The sequence below is a fragment of the Novosphingobium gossypii genome (genome assembly GCF_050433305.1).
GTDB classification, from domain to species: Bacteria; Pseudomonadota; Alphaproteobacteria; order Sphingomonadales; family Sphingomonadaceae; genus Novosphingobium; species Novosphingobium gossypii.
This window is the reverse complement of sequence record NZ_JBNPXM010000011.1, coordinates 24,850-38,982: the sequence shown is the minus strand read 5'-3', so window position 1 is coordinate 38,982 and position 14,133 is coordinate 24,850. Positions and strand designations below refer to the sequence as shown.

The 14,133-nt window shown below is 65.5% G+C and carries 18 protein-coding genes; 9 read left to right on the top strand and 9 right to left on the bottom strand.

Going from position 1 to position 14,133, the window contains the following annotated elements; genetic code table 11:
• The first annotated feature begins 6 nt into the window (after nucleotides 1-6).
• Nucleotides 7-2,349, top strand: a complete 2,343-nt coding sequence (locus GGR40_RS17500; RefSeq protein WP_429277537.1) for a fimbria/pilus outer membrane usher protein — start codon at nucleotides 7-9, stop codon at nucleotides 2,347-2,349.
• The gene (locus tag GGR40_RS17495; protein ID WP_429277536.1) at nucleotides 2,346-2,843 is read left to right on the top strand and encodes a Csu type fimbrial protein; all 498 of its coding nucleotides are present in this window, start codon (nucleotides 2,346-2,348) and stop codon (nucleotides 2,841-2,843) included. Before GGR40_RS17500 ends, GGR40_RS17495 begins: the two co-directional genes overlap by 4 nt.
• Nucleotides 2,844-2,876: 33 nt before the next feature.
• On the opposite strand, the gene GGR40_RS17490 is transcribed toward GGR40_RS17495, so the two are convergent.
• From GGR40_RS17490 to GGR40_RS17475, 4 genes are all read right to left on the bottom strand, one after another.
• Nucleotides 2,877-3,650 (bottom strand): sulfite exporter TauE/SafE family protein, encoded by a 774-nt coding sequence (locus tag GGR40_RS17490; protein ID WP_429277535.1) that lies wholly within the window; start codon nucleotides 3,648-3,650, stop codon nucleotides 2,877-2,879.
• 185 nt (nucleotides 3,651-3,835) lie between these two features.
• The gene (locus GGR40_RS17485; protein ID WP_429277534.1) at nucleotides 3,836-4,012 is read right to left on the bottom strand and encodes a YezD family protein; all 177 of its coding nucleotides are present in this window, start codon (nucleotides 4,010-4,012) and stop codon (nucleotides 3,836-3,838) included.
• Between the two features lie 100 nt (nucleotides 4,013-4,112).
• Nucleotides 4,113-4,586 carry an RrF2 family transcriptional regulator gene (locus tag GGR40_RS17480; protein WP_429277533.1) on the bottom strand — a complete coding sequence of 158 codons (474 nt, stop codon included), beginning with the start codon at nucleotides 4,584-4,586 and terminating at the stop codon, nucleotides 4,113-4,115.
• A 98-nt stretch (nucleotides 4,587-4,684) separates the two neighbouring features.
• Entirely contained in the window at nucleotides 4,685-5,440 is a 756-nt protein-coding gene (locus tag GGR40_RS17475) for an energy transducer TonB (protein ID WP_429277532.1), read from the bottom strand.
• Between the two features lie 146 nt (nucleotides 5,441-5,586).
• Here GGR40_RS17475 and GGR40_RS17470 point away from each other — a divergent pair, with 146 nt between their 5' ends.
• The 3 genes from GGR40_RS17470 to GGR40_RS17460 all read left to right on the top strand — a co-directional run bounded on the left by GGR40_RS17470 (nucleotide 5,587) and on the right by GGR40_RS17460 (nucleotide 7,117).
• Nucleotides 5,587-5,856, top strand: a complete 270-nt coding sequence (locus tag GGR40_RS17470) for a GlsB/YeaQ/YmgE family stress response membrane protein (RefSeq protein ID WP_232496019.1) — start codon at nucleotides 5,587-5,589, stop codon at nucleotides 5,854-5,856.
• Nucleotides 5,857-5,973: 117 nt separating this feature from the next.
• Nucleotides 5,974-6,249 carry a hypothetical protein gene (locus GGR40_RS17465; protein ID WP_429277531.1) on the top strand — a complete coding sequence of 92 codons (276 nt, stop codon included), beginning with the start codon at nucleotides 5,974-5,976 and terminating at the stop codon, nucleotides 6,247-6,249.
• Nucleotides 6,250-6,514: 265 nt separating this feature from the next.
• Nucleotides 6,515-7,117: a superoxide dismutase gene (locus GGR40_RS17460; protein WP_429277530.1), complete on the top strand. Its 603-nt coding sequence runs from the start codon at nucleotides 6,515-6,517 to the stop codon at nucleotides 7,115-7,117.
• 87 nt (nucleotides 7,118-7,204) lie between these two features.
• Here the strand turns inward: GGR40_RS17460 and GGR40_RS17455 are convergent, their stop codons facing one another.
• Both GGR40_RS17455 and GGR40_RS17450 read right to left on the bottom strand, forming a co-directional pair.
• Nucleotides 7,205-7,753 carry a sigma-70 family RNA polymerase sigma factor gene (locus GGR40_RS17455; protein ID WP_429277529.1) on the bottom strand — a complete coding sequence of 183 codons (549 nt, stop codon included), beginning with the start codon at nucleotides 7,751-7,753 and terminating at the stop codon, nucleotides 7,205-7,207.
• On the bottom strand, nucleotides 7,746-7,934 hold the full coding sequence (locus GGR40_RS17450) for a NepR family anti-sigma factor (RefSeq protein WP_429277528.1): 189 nt from the start codon (nucleotides 7,932-7,934) through the stop codon (nucleotides 7,746-7,748). The genes GGR40_RS17455 and GGR40_RS17450 overlap by 8 nt, the downstream gene beginning before the upstream one ends.
• Nucleotides 7,935-8,235: 301 nt before the next feature.
• On the opposite strand from GGR40_RS17450, the gene GGR40_RS17445 reads away from it, so the two are divergent.
• The gene (locus GGR40_RS17445) at nucleotides 8,236-9,927 is read left to right on the top strand and encodes a CHASE domain-containing protein (protein WP_429277527.1); all 1,692 of its coding nucleotides are present in this window, start codon (nucleotides 8,236-8,238) and stop codon (nucleotides 9,925-9,927) included.
• Nucleotides 9,928-10,014: 87 nt separating this feature from the next.
• Nucleotides 10,015-10,380, top strand: a complete 366-nt coding sequence (locus GGR40_RS17440) for a PilZ domain-containing protein (protein WP_429277526.1) — start codon at nucleotides 10,015-10,017, stop codon at nucleotides 10,378-10,380.
• A 70-nt stretch (nucleotides 10,381-10,450) separates the two neighbouring features.
• Here GGR40_RS17440 and GGR40_RS17435 read toward each other — a convergent pair whose 3' ends face one another.
• Nucleotides 10,451-11,239, bottom strand: coding sequence for a response regulator (locus GGR40_RS17435; protein WP_429277525.1), 789 nt, complete (start codon nucleotides 11,237-11,239; stop codon nucleotides 10,451-10,453).
• Between the two features lie 444 nt (nucleotides 11,240-11,683).
• Here GGR40_RS17435 and GGR40_RS17430 point away from each other — a divergent pair, with 444 nt between their 5' ends.
• Both GGR40_RS17430 and GGR40_RS17425 read left to right on the top strand, forming a co-directional pair.
• A complete protein-coding gene (locus GGR40_RS17430) occupies nucleotides 11,684-12,346 on the top strand; it encodes a sigma-70 family RNA polymerase sigma factor (RefSeq protein WP_429277524.1) in 663 nt (220 codons plus the stop codon).
• Between the two features lie 28 nt (nucleotides 12,347-12,374).
• On the top strand, nucleotides 12,375-12,779 hold the full coding sequence (locus tag GGR40_RS17425) for a response regulator (protein WP_429277523.1): 405 nt from the start codon (nucleotides 12,375-12,377) through the stop codon (nucleotides 12,777-12,779).
• Nucleotides 12,780-13,036: 257 nt separating this feature from the next.
• Here the strand turns inward: GGR40_RS17425 and GGR40_RS17420 are convergent, their stop codons facing one another.
• Nucleotides 13,037-13,501 carry a pyridoxamine 5'-phosphate oxidase family protein gene (locus tag GGR40_RS17420; RefSeq protein ID WP_429277522.1) on the bottom strand — a complete coding sequence of 155 codons (465 nt, stop codon included), beginning with the start codon at nucleotides 13,499-13,501 and terminating at the stop codon, nucleotides 13,037-13,039.
• Between the two features lie 62 nt (nucleotides 13,502-13,563).
• The gene (locus tag GGR40_RS17415; RefSeq protein WP_429277521.1) at nucleotides 13,564-14,046 is read right to left on the bottom strand and encodes a hemerythrin domain-containing protein; all 483 of its coding nucleotides are present in this window, start codon (nucleotides 14,044-14,046) and stop codon (nucleotides 13,564-13,566) included.
• Between the last annotated feature and the right edge of the window lie 87 nt (nucleotides 14,047-14,133).

The window sequence follows — 14,133 nt, the reverse complement described above, 5'->3', positions numbered from 1 at the left end:
GCCACAATGCCCCCCGCCCGCCGCCTTGCAACAGCCCTTGCGGCTGCGCTTGTCCTTACGTCCGCATTCGGGGCGGGAGCGGCCCGTGCGCAGCAGGCGGACGGGCCGCTCCCGCCGATGCCGGTGGGTGTGGTCGTCAACGGCCAGCCGGTTGCCGAGCCCGGCCTGCTGGTGATGCGGCAGGGGCGCCTGCTGGCCCGCCTTGCGGACATGCAAAGCTGGGGCCTTGCCGCTCATGCGATGCCGGAAGCGGAGACGGTGGACGGCGAAAGCTATGTCGCGCTGGACCGGGTGAAGGGGCTGGTCGCGCGGTTGGATGCCGATGGCGCGACGCTGCTGGTGGATGCCGACGTCAGCCTGTTTCCGCGCTATACGTTCGACGCCGGGCGCCATGTGGTGCCGCTGGCGCAGGCCGTGGCCGCGCAGTTCCTGGACTATGACTTGACGCTGTCGCGCTGGAACGGGGAGACGCGACTTGGCGGCGTGCTCGACGCCGGGTTCTCGGGCGAGTGGGGCGTGGCGGGCACCACGGTGCTGGTCGACGGCAGGCGACGCGGCGCGGTGCGGCTGGACACGGCGGTGCGCCGTGACTTCCCGGATCGTCGGATGCGGCTGGTGCTGGGCGACACCGTGGGTACCGGCGCGCCGTGGAGCCGCCCGGTGCGCTACGGCGGGGTGTTCCTGGGCACGGACTTTTCTCTCGATCCGCAGAGCATCACCTTTCCGCTGCCGGTCATCTCGGGCAGCGCGCTGACGGCATCGACGGTGGAACTGATGGCGCAATCGTCGCGTCAGGCGATGCAGGTGGGGCCGGGATCGTTCGACCTGACGCTGCAGCCGCGCCTGACCGGGGCCGGGCAGGTGACGATGAGCGTGCGCGACCTTGCGGGAAATACCCGGCAGGTGACGCGCAGCTTCTATGCCAGCCCGGCGCTGCTGCGCCGGGGCCTTGCGCAGTTCGCGGTGGAGGCAGGCGCGCTGCGGCGAGGGTTCGGGATCGACAGCTTTTCCTATGGACCGTTGTTCGCCGCCGTCGGTTATCGCCGGGGCATCACCGATTTCCTGACGCTGGAAGGCCGCGTCGAGGTATCGGCCCGCACGCGCATGGCCGGGCTGGGCGCGGCGATGGTGGTGGGCGCATTGGGCGAGGTTTCCATCGCGGGCGCGGTGTCGCAGGGAGAGGCCGGGACCGGCGCGCTGGTGCGCGTGCAGGCCCAGCGCATCACTGCGGCCTATACGCTGACCGCCAGCTACGAACGCGCCGACGCCCGTTTTCGGCAGGTCGGCGAAGGACGGCTGGGCGGCGGCGGGCGCAGCGAACTGGCGGTTGCCGGGGGGCTGCAACTGGGCGCCATCGGCAGCATCAACGCCAGCTATGCGCGGCTGGAACAGGGCATCGGCGCCGCCGCGACAGGGCAGCGGGTGCGCAGCCGCTTCGACCTCGCGTCGGTCTACTACACCGCGAACCTGCGCGGCGCCTATTTGTCGGCAGGCGTCCAGCATACCGCCAGCCGTGGGGCGCGCAGAAACGGCTTTGGTCTGTTCGGTTCGCTGACGATCCCGCTGGGGCCGCGTCGGCAGGTGTCCATGGTGACCGAACCGGGCCGCGTGGCCGCCACCTTCAACCAGAACCTGCCCGATCATGGCGGTTTGGGTTTTCGCGCGCTGGCCGGGCGGGACCGCGGCTCCACCTGGCTGGAGGGCGGCGTCGCCTGGCGCAACGATGCGGCCGACGTGCGGCTCGATGCTGCACGGCGGCAGGGTCAGGAGGGTGTGCAACTCAACGTGCGCGGATCGCTGCTGCGCATCGGCGGCACCCTGCTGGCCGGGCAGCGCATCGACCAGGGATTCGCGCTGGTCGATGTCGACAGCGACGCGCCGGTCACCGTCACGGTCGAGAACCGACCGCGCCCGCGCAAGGCGGGGCGCGGCCGGGGCGTGATCGTCACCGGGCTGCAGCCTTACGCGGAAAACCACATCGGGATCGACGCCGCCGAAGTGCCGATCGCCGATGATCTCGACGCCGCACAGCAGGTCATCGCGCCGGGCTGGCGGCAGGCAGTGCGCGTGCGCTTTGGCGCGGCGGGCGGGGCGGGGCTGAAGTTGCGCGTGCTCGACAGTCACGGTGTTCCGATCCAGACCGGATCGAGCATCGCTTGGGCAGGCGGGATCGGGGTCGTAGGGTACGATGGCGAAGTCTGGCTTGAAGGGTGGAGCGGTGCACGGGCGGGCACGCTGCGGGTCGTGACGGGGCAGGGTCTGTGCAGCGCAGCCATTCCCGCAGCTGCCCGCGACGCCCGGCTTGCCGCCACACCGGTCACCTGCGTGCGCGAGGATGAAAGGACATGACGATGCGGAGCATTCGTGCAGTGGCCGTGCTGGGCGCGCTGATGCTGGGGATCCTGCCTTCGGCCGTGGCAGATGCTGCGGGGTGTACGGTCTGCATCTGCTCCGTCTCGGCCACCAGCATGAACTTTGGCACGTACAACCCCGCCGCATCCGGCGCCACCACGGCTTCAGCCACGATCAACGCCAGCTGCGTATCGGTGACGCTGGCGATGAATGCCACGGTGGAACTGGGGCTGAGCGCGGGCACATCGGGGAACGCCGCTGCACGGCAGATGGCGAACGGGGCGACGCGGCTGAACTACAACATCTATCAGGATGCGGCCTATGCCACGGTCTGGGGCAACGGCAGCAATGGCGGATCGCAGCAGACCATGCAGATCGTCAACCTGCTTAGCTTCAACAGCACGAAGACCGCCTATGGCCGCATCCCGGCAGGGCAGTACGTCAGGACCGGGCCTTATACGGATTCGGTAGTGGTGACGTTCACGTTCTGAAGGCGCTGAAATACCGGCCCTGGAATACTGGCCCTAAAATACCGGCCAGGCCTTCCAGATGCTGAAGGCGCTGGTGGCGATCAGCACCAGCGAGACTGCGAACAGCAGGGTGCGCGGCTTGATGCGCTTGGCGAACAGCGCGCCAAAGGGTGCCGCCACCACGCCGCCGATGATGAGGCCCACGGTGGCGGTGGTGAAGGCCGACAGCCCGATGGTGGAGATGAACGCGATCGAGATCGAGGCCGTCAGCAGGAATTCGCTGGTGTTGACCGTGCCGATGGTCTTGGCCGGTTCGCCACCCTGAACGAGCAGGTTGGATGTCACTACCGGGCCCCAGCCGCCGCCGCCCGCTGCATCCAGAAAGCCGCCCGCCAGCGCCAATGGCGCAGTGAACTTGGGATCGGCGAAGCGCGGCTTGCGCATGCGGATGGCGCGGATCAGCAGGTAGATGCCGATCCCGGTGAGATAGATCATCACGTAAGGGCGGGCCACCGATGCGTCGATGCTGGACAGCAGGTATGCGCCGGACACGCCGCCCACGATCCCGGCCGGAACCAGCCGCAGGAACAGTCCCCAGTCGACGTTGCGGTGCGCGATATGGCTGATGCCTGAAGTGCCGGTGGTGAACAGTTCCACCACGTGTACGCTGGCCGATGCCACTGCCGGAGCCACGCCGACCACGCTGACCAGCAGGGTCTGGGTAATCACCCCGAAGGCCATGCCCAGCGCGCCATCCACGATCTGGGCCGCGAAGCCGATGGCGATGAAGGGGGCGATTTCGGCCAGTGACGGCAGCGCATCGAGCATTCTTACTCCTCCCGTGGCGGGGGTTGGATGGGGTTGCGACCGCAAGTATGGTCGGAAGGCTTAGGCGAAAGCCCGACGAAAAGGAATCGTCGGGCTGGTTCGAACGCGAATATCGCCGCCCGCAGCGTCCGGTCGTCCGGTGTCTGCGCTGCCAAGGCAAGGCGCCGCCGCGTGCGGACGTGCGATCAGTGGTTGAAGCGGCGCCGCTCGGTGACGTCGACCTGCATCAGCTTGCCGTCGTGGACGGTCAGCTGGATCGTGCCGAAGCGCAGATGCTGCAGGGCTTCGATCACGTGCTGGACGCCTTCGTTGAGCAGCGGATGCTCCGAGGCGTTGGTGTCGGCGGGTTTGGTAATACGCATCCGCATCTCCTCTCGCGGCAGGGGGAGCAGCGGTGGTATTCTCTAGCACATGAGTTGACAATAGAAACGTGCGCGAAGCTTTCCTATCACCCCCGATAGTTCATTCCTGTTCGGCGTTCTGCGCGTCGGTCCCGAGAGTTTCGAGACCTTCCGCCGCGGGGACCGGATCGATCCTGTCGGACAGGCGCATCCCGTCCAGCAGGCTGGCCGTGGCATCGCGGACCTGCAGCATCAGTGCGCGGGTGCGGCAGTCCTTTTCCTCGACGCAGTTCTTGCAGGTTTCGTGTGCGAAGCGGCTGGCGCAGGGCACCAGCGCCAGCGAGCCGCGCATGATGCGGATGAGGTCGCCGTACGTGATGTCGATCGGGGGTACGCCCAGCCAGTAACCGCCGTCCTTGCCGCGCTGCGACGCGACGATGCCGAAGCGCGACAGTTCGGACAGGATCACGGTGAGGAACTTGGCCGGGATGTTCTGCGTCTCGGCAATGTCGGTCAGCGGGATCGGGCCCTGGCCGTACTTGTCCGCGAGGTGCTGCATGGCCCGGATCGCATAACGGGTTTTCTGCGAAAGCATCGGTGCAATTCTCGTGAGGACGTCGACGGGGACACTTGGCTCGTTTGACGCGCATCCGTCAAGCGGTGGCGCTGAGGTTTGCGGGGGGTAATGCCCCGTCACGACGGGTCGTCGGTCGCCTCTTCGGGCGGATAGTACCAGCCGTGCGTTTCCACCATGATGGCAGGGACCGGCTTCCCCCGGGCGTTGCGTGAAGGCTTGAAGCGGAACCGCTCGGTGATGAGGCGGCAGGTTGTCGCGTCCAGCGAGGGGCGTCCGCTGGACACCAGGATGCGGCAGTCGCTGACGCGGCCGTCCACGCCTATGCGGTAACGCAATCGCAGTTCGCCGCCCGACTTGGTTTCGCGCAGGTCCGGCGGCAGGTCCGAGAAGTGAAGGCGGCCCCTGATCTGGCGCGGACGGGTGACGGCGTCATCTCCCTCTCCGGCCCCATCGCCATTGCCGCCGCCGCCGTCTCCATCCCCGATGCCGCCTGCCCCCTGACCCGGACCGAGGCGGTCGGTGGCCCCGCTCTGAGCAGCCGAGCCGACGTTCGCCACCGGCGCGGCGATGACGGGCGGCGGCACGATCAGTGGCGGCAGCCGGGCAGGCGGCGCCACGATCTGGGTTGCCTTGTTGCGCAGGTTTGCGGGGGAAGGGCGTCCCTTCGCCGCCGTGGAGTCAGCCTTGGCGGGCACTTCCTTCGGGCGCGGCTTCGGTTCTTCACGCAGAGGCATGATGGCAGCCAGCGCGGTTCGCCTTTCCCGCGGCGTCATTGTAGAGGCCAGCCCGATCACCAGCGCAACCATGCCGCCCGCCACGACGAGCAGTGCGGCGATTGCCGAAAAGATGCGGTCACGCAGGGATGTCTGCACAGGCGGGGCCTCCTGTTCAGTGGAACCCGGCGAAACGGTTTGCGGTTTCAGAGAAAGAAACTGCGACGAGACGTGAAACCCCGTTCGGAACCTTGACGGTCAACACAAGTTATTACCGTCAGACAACGCAAACACGGAGCTCTTCCATGACCCTCCTCCTTATTCTTCTGGTCGGTGGCATCATCGGCTGGCTTGCCTCGATCCTCATGCGTACCGACGCTCAGCAGGGTATCTTCCTGAACATCGTCGTCGGCGTGGTAGGCGCCGTGATCGCAGGCTTCATCGTGACCCCGCTGATCGGCGGCGCCCCCATCACCAGCGGTTCGTTCGACATCCTGTCGCTCTTCGCATCGTTCCTGGGCGCCGTGATCCTGCTGGCGATCGTCAACCTGTTCCGTCGCGGTTCGGTTCGCTAAGAATCGCCCGGATGGGGCCGCTCCGGCGGCTCCAGGGAAGGGGAGGCTGGCGCGGCCTCCCCTTCCTCCCGTTTGCAGCGCCGCAGTATCTCAACAGGGAAAAAGGATTTCCTCGCCATGAAAGCCATCAACACGTCGCGTATCGCCATGGTTGCCGTCGCTGCCGCTTCGCTGGGCCTTGCTGCCTGCAACAGCCCGCAGCAGGAAGCGACCGACAAGGCCGCCGACGCCGTAGAGGCGCAGTCCGACGCGGCAGCCGATGCCATCGACGCGCAGGCCGAAGCCACCACCGGCGCTGCAGAAGATGCGCTGGAAAACAAGGCTGATGCGGTCGAGAAGGCCGGCGAAGCCAAGTCCGACGCTCTCAAGGATGCGGCCGACAAGCAGAACTGATCGAACTCTAACGGCCGGTTTACACGGCCGGAGAGGTTGGTTCGCCGGCGTCTGGCTACCCCCTTGCAGGGCGCAGGGCGACCACGGGAGAGGATGGCGGCAACCCCGCCATCCTTTTTCGTATGAGAAATGCGCAAGAATGCACGCAAACGCTGTTAGGCGCTTGAATTGTTGCGCCGCACATCAGACATAGGCGTCCGAGTTTCACCGCCGCGCTCTTTATGCAAGGGCGCACGAACTCCCGAAAACAGACAAGGACATGACCATGACCATTGCCCTTATGCCGCTGCCCTACGCGCAGGACGCGCTTGAGCCGCACATCTCCAGCAAGACGCTCGAAATCCACCACGGCGCGCACCACAAGACTTACGTGGACAAGCTGAACGCCGCGATCGCCGGCACCGAGAACGAAGGCAAGTCGGTCGAGGACATCGCCAAGGCATCGTCCGGCCCGCTGTTCAACAACTCGGCCCAGACCTGGAACCACGGCTTCTACTGGCACTCGCTGTCGCCGGAAAAGACTGCGCCTAGCGAAAGCCTGGCAGCAGCGATCACGGCTGACTTCGGTTCGATCGATGCGCTGCTCGAAGCGCTCTCGAACGAAGCGGTGAACCACTTCTCGAACGGCTGGGCATGGCTCGTCGTCGAAGGCGGCAAGCTCAAGGTGATCTCCACGCATGACGCCGACAGCGCGCTCGTCAAGGACGTGGTGCCGCTGCTGACCGTCGACGTGTGGGAGCACGCCTACTACATCGACCAGATGAACAAGCGCCCGGCCTACGTGAAGGCGGTTCTGGAAAACATCCTGAACTGGCAGTTCGCATCGGAGAACTTCGATCGCGGCACCGCCTGGACCTACCCGGGCTGAGCCTGACCTGATCCCAGGACGCGAAACCCCCGCTTTCCATAAGGAAGGCGGGGGTTTTCGTTTGCATGTGCCGGGGAAACGAGCCGATCAGCCCGCCTTGCGCGCGCGCACCTCTATCGCGGCGTCCACATCGCCGTCCAGCATCCGCGCCAGGTCTGCGCGGGCGCGGGCGACGCGGCTTTTCATCGTGCCGATGGGACAGCCCGCGATCTCGGCGGCTTCTTCGTAGCTAAACCCTGACGCACCCACCAGCAGCACCGCTTCACGCCGTTCGGGGGCGAGCTTCTGCAAGGCGGCTTCCATGTCGTCGAGGTGCAGGGGGCCTTCCTGATCGGCCTCCATCACCAGCATCTTTTCCACCACGCCTTCGTCCAGATCGGTCTGGCGTTTGGAACGGCGCAGTTCCGACAGATAATGGTTGCGCAGGATCGCGAACGTCCAGGCGCGCATATTGGTGCCCGCCTGATAGCGTTCGCGCGCGGTCCAGGCCTTGATCGCGGCTTCCTGAACCAGATCGTCGGCAAAGTCGGCCCGGCCCGACAGGCCACGCGCGAAGGCGCGAAGGTGAGGGAGGACGGTGAGGAGTTCCTTGCGGAAACCTTCGTCAGCGGCGCTCGGCGCGATCCGTTCAGGCATCGCCGTCGTCGTCCAGCTTCTTCAGGAGATCCTTGAAGCTGTCCGGCAGCGGTTCTTCCACCACGGAGTTGTAGAGCTTCCTCAGCCCTCCGGCCCAGCCGGGTTCGCCATCCCTGCGGACTTCGGGCGGCAGGCCGGGCGTTGTTGCACCCGCTTCACCTCGTCCATTAGGCTGACTCAACACATACTCCCTTTCATAGACAGCACACTTGCGGCGAGACCGGGGATGGGTCAAGCGCCGGTGCGCGGGTTCTGTCCTGCGGTGGCACACCACCGCTTCGGAACTGCGCTTCACGGGCTTCGTCCGGTCTGCAAGCCGAGCGGACGTCGTTTGGATGTGGAACCATCGACGCCTTGCAAGGTTCCCTGATCGTAATCTGGTGGCCCCGGCCGCAATCTATTGGCATAGCGTGAAATGCTGCGGTCAAAAATGACCACATCGCGACGCGAGGAACGGGGTTTCAAGTGCAGGACGTTGGCGCGTGATCGACCAGGCTCTGCTCGACAGGGTGCAGAAGCAGGCATGGTTCCACCGCTATCCACGCGGCTGGCCGTTCCTGCTGTTCATCATTGCCAGCATGACCACTGCCGTGTCGGTCATGGCCATCGAACGGGCTGACAAGCAGACCCGTGCCGTCGAACTGGCGCGCAACCTGACGGAGATTTCATCCGCGTTGCAGCGTCGCGCGACGGAGAACCTGGCGCTTCTGCGTGCCGGCGCCGCCCTGTTCGCGACGCAGGAGACAGTGACGCCCGCACAGTTCTCCGAATTTTCCCGCGACATGCAGGGCGGCGGGAAGCTCTACGGCTCGCTGGGCATGGGCTGGGCGCCGCTGGTGCCGGTTGATCGGCTGGGCGAATTCGAAGTGGCGACGCAGGCTTCGGGCCGGATGGACTACACCGTCAATCCGCGGCCGGAGGATGGGCAGAAGTTCGTGATACCGGTCTTCTATCTGGAGCCGAATTCCGCAGCCAACCGTCGGGCCAACGGGTTCGACATGTATTCCGAAGCCGCGCGGCGCGATGCGATCGACCGCGCCATGGCGCGGCGTGCGCCGACGGCCACCGGCATCGTCCATCTTGCACAGGACGGGCTTGCGGACCGCGGGCCGGGCGATGACGATGCGCAGGCCCGCACCGCATTCCTGATCTTCATGCCGGTCGCGGTGGAGCGGGGCGGCAGGCGCTGGGTCAAGGGCTTCGTATACAGCCCGTTCCACGCGCAGACGTTCCTTGCTTCGGCCAGCGAACTGTATCGCAACGACAGCATCGCAGTGGCGATCTACGACGATCATGTCGCGCCCGACACGCTGATGGCGGAACAGCGCGGCGACATGGGCATGGACGGACCCACAATAGAGCGCCGCATCGACGTGGCGGGGCGCGCGTGGGTGGTGCAGGTGAGCGACCGCAAGGCCAAAACCCTGTCGCCGCTGTCGCGCCTGACGCTGTTCTTCGGCGCGCTCGCCTCGCTTATGGTCATGGCGATCGGGCGGCTGATCACCAAGCGCGCGGCGGAAGACCGGGTGGTGCTGGAATGGCTGACCAGCCAGGCCTCGATCCGCAACTCGCTGACTCGCGAACTGAACCACCGCGTCAAGAACACGCTGGCCAACGTCCTGTCGATCGCCGCGCTGACACGCCGCCGGTCGCGCGGCATCGACGACTTCACCGACAGCCTCACGGCCCGCATTCGTGCGCTGTCGGCCACGCACGATCTGCTTTCGCAGTCCGACTGGGGCCATGCCGCGCTGGGCGACATCGTCCGCTCGGAACTGGCACCTTACATGGAAGGCAACGAAAGCCATGTCACCATGTCCGGCCCGGCGATCAAGCTGGCGCCCAACGATGCCATGTCGCTGGGCCTGGCCATCCACGAACTGGCGACCAACGCGGCCAAGTACGGCGCGTTGAGCACCGTGGACGGGCGCATTCACGTCCGCTGGGCGCTGGTGTCGGCGGACCTTGCCGAGATCCATTGGCGGGAGGAGGGCGGTCCGCCCGTTTCCGAACCGACCAAGCGCGGTTTCGGGCGCGACCTGATCGAGAAGATCGTCGCACACGAACTGAAGTCCGACGTCGATCTGCGCTTCGAACCGGGCGGGGTGGAGTGCCGGCTCAAGGTGCCGGTCAGGGCGTCGAAGGAATTCGTGCTGCGCAACGACCGGCGCTAAGGCCGGAAAGCCTGAAATCGCGTCGATGTTATCGATTGCTTAAGCGGCTGCGGTCTATCGCCACTCTCGAATGAGAGGGGGGCGGCGATGGACGCGCGCAACTGGGACCGTCGGATCGTGGACAAGGAGGTCGCCTGCGACATCGCGGGCGTCCCGGAGGACGTGTTCCTCTATGACCTGTCGATGGGCGGCTGCATGGTCGAGACGGCAGACGAGCGCGATCTGCGTAACGCAGCCATCGCTCTGCGACTCCACCAGTACGAAATAACGCCGGGGCAGGTGGTGTGGCAGGTCGGCGGGTGTCTTGGCATACGCTTCGACGCGCCGATTCACGATGCGCTGGTGCGCCATCTGGGCTTCATGCCGCCTGAGTTGCCGTTCGACGAACAGCTCCCGCGCGACCGGTTCGGGCGCGTTCTGCCCCCGCTGGATGCCGGAGAGCGGCGACGGTGAGCAGCAAGTGGGGCGCCTTGCGACGCCCCTCACACTGTTACTGGACCGACCCGTTACTGGGCCGGACCTGTTACTGAGAGCGCGTCGAGTTGAAGAAAAGCGCCTGGCTGATCGTGGCGCGCACCGTGGTTTCGCGGAAGGGCTTGGTCACCAGATAGGTCGGTTCGGGGCGCTCGCCGGTGAGCAGGCGTTCGGGATAGGCGGTGATGAAGATCACCGGAACTTCGCCGAACTTGAGCAGATCTTCGACCGCGTCGATGCCGGAACTGCCGTCAGCCAGCTGAATGTCCGCCAGAACGAGACCGGCGGGATCGCGTTCGAACATCTCGACTGCCTGCTTGTGCGTGGCGGCGGTGCCGACCACGGTGTGGCCAAGATCGGTCACCAGACCTTCGAGCTGCATCGAGATCAGCGGCTCATCCTCGATGATGAGGACGCGGGTGGTGCCTTCGCTTTCAATCTCGGTCACGGCCTGGGCGACTAGGACGTCCACCTCCTCGACATTGAGGCCGAGGATCGTCGCGGTTTCCTCCCGCGTGAATTCCTCCACCGTGGTCAGCAGCAGCGCCTGCCGGTGCTGCGGAGCAACGGCGGCAAGGCGTTCGCGCGCGGCCTGCTCGTGCCCGCCGGATACGTCGCCCACGGGTTCCTCCACATGGCCGGTCGCCCAGATGCGGGTAAAGGCCTCGTAAAGGGCAGCGCGGCTGTTGGCGATCGCGTCGCGCAGCGAACGGTCGGCAAGCGCCGCCTCCAGCGTCGCGCGGACGTAGGCGTCGCCCGAATGCTGCGAGCCGGTGAGGGCGCGCGCATAGCGGCGCAGGTAAGGCAGCTGGATCGCAATCTGATCAGAGACGGACATTCAAGTTCCTCAGGGCCTGGAGGGGCATGGCTGCCCCTGTTCTGTTGCACGTCGTTGGGCGCCCTATGCGCCTGAAGGCCGGTGTCGTTTGTCTGACTCCGTGCGGCGTATAGGGCAACCGGAAAATTTTTTGCGGCGAGACGCTTTTTCGGGAACCAACGAGGGGCCTCCTCGTTCCCATAGTATCATCACCGGCTCCCCCACCCCCCCGCAAACCGGTGATGATCCGATCCCGGAGGCCCCCGCAGACCAACAGGTCTGCGGGGGCCTCTTTCGTTTTGCCGTACACCCAGTGGAAGATGCCGGATCAATTCGGAAAAATCGCCGGTGCGAAACGGTTTGTCTGAGCAACAAAGGGGTATTCACGAAAAATGTTCCGGTTCAGGAACCAAATTGATCGCAGCGCCGTTAGCTACCCGACTGGTTTCTAAGGAGGGTAACGCAATGTCGACCATCGTACAGACGGGCGTCGAGACAGGCGTGGAAGATGTCCAGCCGGAAAAGGTCGCGCTGAGCGATCGTGATTTCCGTCGCGCGCTGGCAGAGGTAGCGCCGCACCTGCGTGCTTTTGCACGCGGCCTGTGCGGCTGCCGTGACCGCGCCGACGATCTGGCGCAGGAAGCGATGCTGCGGGCATGGGCCGCACGTGAGCGCTATGCCGCCGGCACCAACTTCAAGGCGTGGACCTTCACGATCCTGCGCAACCACTTCTATTCCGAGGCCCGTCGCGCCCGCTTCCATGGCGAGTACGACGAACTGGCGGCAGAGCGGATCCTGCGCGCCGAAGCGAGCCAGGAAAGCGCCATCGAACTGGCGGACGTCCTGCGCGCGCTGACCGCCATCCCCGAAACCTATCGCGAAGCCCTCGTGCTCGTTGCGGCCGGCAACCTCTCTTACGAGGAAATCGCGGAAATCTGCGGAATTGCCCTGGGCACCGTGAAGAGCCGCATCTGCCGCGCCCGCGCGATGCTCTCGAAGATCATCGAATCCGGCCAGCTTCCGGATTTCCGACACAACTTCGTCCTTGGTGGTGAGGCGATCGACGCCTTCTTTGCCGAGCTGGTCAAGATCGCCAACGTCGACGCCGACGGGCGGCTGGCTGCCTGAACGGGAACGCTTCAACTTGGGATCAGCGGTGTCCAGCGCCGGAAAAGTGCTCATCGTCGAAGATGAGTTTCTGGTAGCGCTACAGCTTGAGGATATCCTTGCCGATGGCGGTCATGCCGTCATCGGCACAGTGCCTGACATGGCGTCGCTAGGCTCGCTTGGCGATGTGCCCGACGTGGCGCTCGTTGATCTCAACTTACGTGACGGTTTGACCGGACCGGAGATCGCCCGCGACCTTGCCGGTCGCTACGGCGTGCGGGTGATCTACGTCACCGCAAATCCCGGACAGATCGGAATGCCTGCACCTACGGCGGTGGGCGTGGTCCAGAAACCTTTTACGCGTCAGGCGATCCTGTCGGCGATTTCCTATGCCTTGGCCGGATGCCCCGACAGCGCACGCCCGGCCGAACTGGAACCGCTGCGCCACGCCTGACGCTTTACCGATTGGAGAGGGGCCGCGAGAGCCCGGGCCTGCACAACAGAACAGGGCCTGAGAACAAGGCGAGGGGGTGAGCCAATCATCCTGAAAAGCCTGCACCTTATGGCGCCGCTGCGGACACCGTAGCGGCGCTTGTCATGTGTGGCCGGGATCGGCCTTCGCCGGGATGATCGGATCATTGCTCCAAGCGAAAGGGCGCGGCAGCTTTCGCTACCGCGCCCCCGCTGCTCAGGCTTCGGTCCTAGAGGGTTTCAGACCGCGCCGAGCGCGTGCTCGCCGGCTTCGTCGCTATGGATGGGCTTGCCGGTCAGCAGCTTGAACGCACCCTTGAGGCCGAGGTCGGAAGTCCACACTTCGGCATCGCCGATGTCGAAGCGCAGCATCACCACGGAAGCATCGTCCTTGCCGCCGGGGAACCACGCCTCGACGGCGTTGTTCCAGTGCTTCTCGCGGATCGCCGGGTCGGTTTCCTCGACCAGGGTGCCGTCGATGCAGGCGAAGACCTCGTGGCCGCGCGTCATCACCTGGCCCATGGCCTTGCCGCCGCCGCCGATGCGGTTGTCGCGCTTGGTATAGAACCAGATCGCGTGATGGGCGTCCTTGTCGAGCTGCGCGGTCATCGGTTCGGCGTGTTCGGTCGAGCCTTCAAGCCGGATCATGATGAAGGGGCTGGCGCTGAAAGCCTTCCAGAAGGTCTCGCGGATATCGTGGTCCATGGCTCGTCTCCTTTGTCCGATGTTTGGCTAGGCAACGCGCCGTTGCCGCGATGCGTTCCCTTCTACTCGCGCGCGTCGCCCGGCAGTTCCTCCTCGGCGGCCTCCAGTTCCTTGGGCTTGCGCGTCTCGAATACCTTGGCCAGCGTCGCCTCCTCGGCATCGCTCAGTTCCTCGGCGGCTTCGGGGAACATCTCTTCCTCTTCCTCGTCGATGTGGTGGAGGTAGCGGTGGCGCATCTCCTTGAACTTGGCGATCCAGGCGGACGAGCCCATGTCGATCTCGACCAGTTCGCCCAGGTAATCGTCGATTTCCTTGTGCTCCGACACCGAATGGCGCGCTTCGTCGCGCAGCTCGGGCTTGGCCAGCATCGTCGCGTAGAGCGATTCTTCCTCTGCGGCGGCGTGGGCCTGCAGTTCCTTGCGCAGATCCTCGAACAGGGTCTTGCGTTCGTCGCTGGCACCCTGGGTTTCGCCCAGCTGCTCCAGCAGTTCGCGGTGCTTGTCGTGATCGGCCTTGAGGTCTGCGAAGATCTTCGCGTCTGCCATGGTGGTCTCCTGTGGATTTTGATGTGTCTTTGCCTTGAGGAACGGCGGGGCGGGGTTTCGGTTTCCGGTCCTTGCGCGACAACCCGA

What these genes read in the sequence shown, in the direction of transcription:
- GGR40_RS17465 (WP_429277531.1), top strand. Translation starts at nt 5,974, where the DNA reads ATGAAAGCCATCAACACGTCGCGTATCGCCATGGTTGCCGTCGCTGCC.
- GGR40_RS17415 (WP_429277521.1), bottom strand. Translation starts at nt 14,046, where the DNA reads ATGGCAGACGCGAAGATCTTCGCAGACCTCAAGGCCGATCACGACAAG.
- GGR40_RS17440 (WP_429277526.1), top strand. Translation starts at nt 10,015, where the DNA reads ATGGACGCGCGCAACTGGGACCGTCGGATCGTGGACAAGGAGGTCGCC.
- GGR40_RS17485 (WP_429277534.1), bottom strand. Translation starts at nt 4,012, where the DNA reads ATGCGTATTACCAAACCCGCCGACACCAACGCCTCGGAGCATCCGCTG.
- GGR40_RS17495 (WP_429277536.1), top strand. Translation starts at nt 2,346, where the DNA reads ATGACGATGCGGAGCATTCGTGCAGTGGCCGTGCTGGGCGCGCTGATG.
- GGR40_RS17500 (WP_429277537.1), top strand. Translation starts at nt 7, where the DNA reads ATGCCCCCCGCCCGCCGCCTTGCAACAGCCCTTGCGGCTGCGCTTGTC.
- GGR40_RS17430 (WP_429277524.1), top strand. Translation starts at nt 11,684, where the DNA reads ATGTCGACCATCGTACAGACGGGCGTCGAGACAGGCGTGGAAGATGTC.
- GGR40_RS17490 (WP_429277535.1), bottom strand. Translation starts at nt 3,650, where the DNA reads ATGCTCGATGCGCTGCCGTCACTGGCCGAAATCGCCCCCTTCATCGCC.
- GGR40_RS17420 (WP_429277522.1), bottom strand. Translation starts at nt 13,501, where the DNA reads ATGGACCACGATATCCGCGAGACCTTCTGGAAGGCTTTCAGCGCCAGC.
- GGR40_RS17480 (WP_429277533.1), bottom strand. Translation starts at nt 4,586, where the DNA reads ATGCTTTCGCAGAAAACCCGTTATGCGATCCGGGCCATGCAGCACCTC.
- GGR40_RS17460 (WP_429277530.1), top strand. Translation starts at nt 6,515, where the DNA reads ATGACCATTGCCCTTATGCCGCTGCCCTACGCGCAGGACGCGCTTGAG.
- GGR40_RS17435 (WP_429277525.1), bottom strand. Translation starts at nt 11,239, where the DNA reads ATGTCCGTCTCTGATCAGATTGCGATCCAGCTGCCTTACCTGCGCCGC.
- GGR40_RS17455 (WP_429277529.1), bottom strand. Translation starts at nt 7,753, where the DNA reads ATGCCTGAACGGATCGCGCCGAGCGCCGCTGACGAAGGTTTCCGCAAG.
- GGR40_RS17470 (WP_232496019.1), top strand. Translation starts at nt 5,587, where the DNA reads ATGACCCTCCTCCTTATTCTTCTGGTCGGTGGCATCATCGGCTGGCTT.